The organism is Candidatus Woesearchaeota archaeon, assembly GCA_020854775.1.
Classification (GTDB): Archaea; Nanobdellota; Nanobdellia; order Woesearchaeales; family 21-14-0-10-32-9; genus 21-14-0-10-32-9.
Map to the genome: position 1 here is coordinate 1 of JAHKLZ010000045.1, position 4466 is coordinate 4466.

Here is a 4466-nt window from a genome sequence, read left to right on the forward strand (position 1 = left end):
ATCAAACTCAAGTCCCTCCGAAATCGGATCAATATCAAGAATCACAACAACAAAATCATCCTCAAACAAAACATTCGAAGAAAGCTCACGAGAAACAATTTTACAAAATGTACAAGGAGGCATTTTTGAAGAGAAGTTAAAGACATCAACAAATTAGCAAAAAAATAAAAATGCATCCATTGAAGTTTAGAAAAAATTTAGAAATTTTTAACATTTTTTTAACAATACTATTCTAAAATAAAAAACAAATTTCACTAAACAAACGAACATGGACCTCAATAATTTTTTTCAAAATCAAAATATTAAAAAGTTTTGGATTAATAATGAATGGTGGTTTGAAATTGACTATGTTTTACAAACACTTACAAAAAAATCATTAAAAAAACTTATAGATGAAGATCCTGAAATTAAGAAACTATACAATAAAGACATCTCAAAAAACTCTCTAATAAACCTCAAAGGCATTTTCAGACTCATTCAATCAATAAAAAACAAAAAAACAGAACCATTTAAACTTTGGATGGCGATACTCGCATCTAAAAAAATTTATGAACTCGAAAAAAAGTAAGAATTTCAATTTTTTAAAAACTCTTTATAATCTAACCATCATCTATCTAAAACATTATGGAAAAATTAGAAGACTTTATAAAAAGAATAATAAAATTTAGAGACGCAAGAGATTGGAAACAATTCCACAACCCGAAAGATGTTTCACTTTCGCTTGTATTAGAAGCAAATGAAGTAATGGAACACTTCCAATGGAAAAACGAAAAAGAAATTACCAAACACATTATTCAAAATAAGACTGAAATCGGCAACGAACTCGCAGATGTTTTATATTGGGTACTTCTCATGAGCCATGATCTAGAAATAGATATTCTTGAAGCATTAAAAAGAAAGCTTGAATTAAACGAGAACAAATACCCGGTTGAAAAAGCTAAAGGAAATCACACAAAATATAACAAACTTTAATATGATAGTTTACGAATCAACAAAACAAAACTTTTTAAAAGAAGTTGATGAAGAAAGTATTGAAGATATTGTTTTATCATATGTTAAAAACAAGCTAAAAATTAATGTTGGAAGAAATGAAATAAATTCTTGGAAGAATTCATTAACAGAAATGTCAAAAATATTAAGAGATGAAGAAATTCCAGAAGATGCTGGGATATCAATTGAATACAGAATCCCTCAAACTTCAAAAAGAATTGATTTTATAATAACTGGACTAAATGAAAAAAACATCGAACAAGTTATTATTATTGAGCTTAAACAATGGGAAAAAGTTGAAAAAACAGAAAAAGATGCAATTGTTGTAACTCGTTTTCAACACGGACCAAGCGAACAAAATCACCCATCATATCAAGCATGGTCTTACGCAAGTCTAATAAACGAATTCAATCAAACAGTTTATCAAGAAAATATTAAACTCTCTCCTTGTGCATATTTACACAATTACAAAGATGATGGAATTATTTCAAATTCTTTTTATCAAAATTACATACAAGAAGCACCTATTTTCCTTAAAGATGACAAACAAAAATTAAGAGATTTTATAAAAAAACACATAAAATACGGCGACAAAAAAAATACAATGTATCGAATTGAAAATGGAAAAATCAAACCATCAAAACATTTAGCCGATAGTTTAGCCTCCATGCTGAAAGGAAATCAAGAATTCATAATGATTGACGATCAAAAAATAGTTTACGAAAAAGCTCTTGAATTAGCAAAGAAAAGTAAGCAAAACACCCATAGCGTATTGATCGTAGAAGGAGGACCAGGAACTGGAAAATCAGTCGTAGCGATTAACCTACTCGTTGCCTTAACAAAGGCACAAATGAACACCAAATATGTCACAAAAAACTCTGCTCCAAGAAATGTTTATGAAAGTTTACTCACCGGACATTTTAAAAAATGTGAAATCTCAAATTTATTTACAGGATCAGGTTCATTTACTGACACCGACAAGTTATTTTTTGACGCGTTGATAATAGATGAAGCACACAGATTAAGAGAAAAAGGTGGATTATTTGGAAATTTAGGAGAAAATCAAATTAAAGAATTAATTAGTTCATCAAAACTATCAATATTTTTCATCGACGAAGACCAAAAAGTAACTTGGAAAGATATCGGCAATAAAGAAGAAATTGAAGTTTGGGCAAAAAGCATGAATGCAAACATATACAATTACAAACTTGAATCTCAATTTAGATGCAACGGTTCTACAGGTTATCTTGCATGGCTTGATCACACACTTGGAATAAGAGAAACAGCAAACACCACGTTAAGTAAAAAAGAGTTTGATTTTCAAATCGTACGCAGCCCAAACGAACTAAAAAAAATCATCTTTGAAAAAAACAAAGAAAAAAATAAAGCTAGAATTGTTGCAGGATATTGTTGGAATTGGGTTAGCAAAAAAAATCCCAATTTATACGACATAATAATTCCAGAACACAATTTCCAAGTGAAATGGAATTTAGCCAGCGATTCAACCCTGTGGATAATAAAAGAAAAATCCATCAACGAAATCGGTTGTATACACACATGCCAAGGTCTAGAACTCGACCACATTGGGGTAATTATTGGAGATGATTTAGTAGCAAGAAACGGGAAAATCATAACAAACCCAAACAAAAGAGCAAAAACAGACACTTCTTTACATGGCTACAAAAAAGAACTCAAAATTTCGCCTCAAAAAACCGAAAGAAAAGCTGAACAAATTATTAAAAACACATACCGAACCCTTCTCACAAGAGGAATGAAAAGCTGTACCGTATATTTTACAGACAAAGAAACCGAAGAGTTTTTTAGGGCGAGAGTAGAAGGGTAAAATAAAATCCACAATAAAAAAATGAATGTATTTTATTATAATAATAATAACCGTGTCTAATTCGATACAGTGATCTACAAAAGTAGAAATAAAGGTGCTTTATTAAACCCGAAGGTTATTTATCTGAACCAAACTAAAATCTACAAAAGTAGAAATAAAGGTGCTTTATTAAACTAAATTGGCTTATGCGGTCGCAATGGCGATCTACAAAAGTAGAAATAAAGGTGCTTTATTAAACTGTTGTACGATACCAGCGATTGAGTTTGAATCTACAAAAGTAGAAATAAAGGTGCTTTATTAAACGATTGGCAGTTCGTGATCTTCAAGGCTAATCTACAAAAGTAGAAATAAAGGTGCTTTATTAAACAACAACTTGTAATTCAGTCGCATTAGTACGATCTACAAAAGTAGAAATAAAGGTGCTTTATTAAACTTTTCTGCGGACTGCACCGTATAATTCAGATCTACAAAAGTAGAAATAAAGGTGCTTTATTAAACGTAACAATGTATGTTTCATCTCCGTCTTGATCTACAAAAGTAGAAATAAAGGTGCTTTATTAAACAAACTTTACATAAATATACAGAGGCTAAAATATCTACAAAAGTAGAAATAAAGGTGCTTTATTAAACTAGTGCCTTTGGTAGAGTAAGGGGGGCAGATCTACAAAAGTAGAAATAAAGGTGCTTTATTAAACACCGCACTAGAAATTGGGCTCATTACAGACCATCTACAAAAGTAGAAATAAAGGTGCTTTATTAAACTCATCGAATCTTTGTGGAGAAACTCTGTATCTACAAAAGTAGAAATAAAGGTGCTTTATTAAACTTTATAACAGAACCTATTTTAAGTGGTGGATCTACAAAAGTAGAAATAAAGGTGCTTTATTAAACTTAAGAGATTTTATGAAGATATACTAGCATCTACAAAAGTAGAAATAAAGGTGCTTTATTAAACAGTAGATGAAGAAGCAAAAAAGTATTCAATCTACAAAAGTAGAAATAAAGGTGCTTTATTAAACGTTAATACATTGCTCATGTTTTTTTTGTATCTACAAAAGTAGAAATAAAGGTGCTTTATTAAACCGTGTTGTTTCCTTGATACTTCGGCTTTTGATCTACAAAAGTAGAAATAAAGGTGCTTTATTAAACCAACGATACAGTTGTTGAGATTGGTAGTGATCTACAAAAGTAGAAATAAAGGTGCTTTATTAAACGAGCGGGACCAACAATAGTGCAGTGGCTATCTACAAAAGTAGAAATAAAGGTGCTTTATTAAACTAGGCGATGAAATGACTCCAATACAACTTCGATCTACAAAAGTAGAAATAAAGGTGCTTTATTAAACGTTAATAATTCAAGAGGTCGAACAGCTAAAGATCTACAAAAGTAGAAATAAAGGTGCTTTATTAAACTGCCAGCTTGCGACCTCGCAAACCGTGTGATCTACAAAAGTAGAAATAAAGGTGCTTTATTAAACCCTCAAAATAATTGGAATAAGCCAAAAAAAGATACAAACGGCTCAGGGAGTCCGCGACTTTTTGGCTTATTTCCATGCCTTAAAATCATTAAGACTAAGGTTTTAGCGTTGTTTAATAAAAAACTTATTATTTTCACTTTTCTAATTGTTAAAGAT

At 30.5% G+C, this 4466-nt stretch carries 3 protein-coding genes and 1 CRISPR repeat array; all 3 genes read left to right on the plus strand.

What is annotated here, in order from left to right; translation table 11 throughout:
• Positions 1-268: 268 nt before the first annotated feature.
• Genes KO361_05865 through KO361_05875 form a run of 3 tightly spaced genes read left to right on the plus strand, consistent with a single transcriptional unit; the run spans position 269 to position 2833 of the window.
• The gene (locus tag KO361_05865; GenBank protein MCC7575090.1) at positions 269-568 is read left to right on the plus strand and encodes a hypothetical protein; all 300 of its coding nucleotides are present in this window, start codon (positions 269-271) and stop codon (positions 566-568) included.
• A 56-nt stretch (positions 569-624) separates the two neighbouring features.
• On the plus strand, positions 625-972 hold the full coding sequence (locus KO361_05870; protein MCC7575091.1) for a nucleotide pyrophosphohydrolase: 348 nt from the start codon (positions 625-627) through the stop codon (positions 970-972).
• A 1-nt stretch (position 973) separates the two neighbouring features.
• A complete protein-coding gene (locus tag KO361_05875) occupies positions 974-2833 on the plus strand; it encodes a DUF2075 domain-containing protein (GenBank protein ID MCC7575092.1) in 1860 nt (619 codons plus the stop codon).
• A 72-nt stretch (positions 2834-2905) separates the two neighbouring features.
• Positions 2906-4310: direct repeats of the CRISPR family, unit length 36 nt; unit sequence ATCTACAAAAGTAGAAATAAAGGTGCTTTATTAAAC.
• Positions 4311-4466 lie beyond the last annotated feature (156 nt).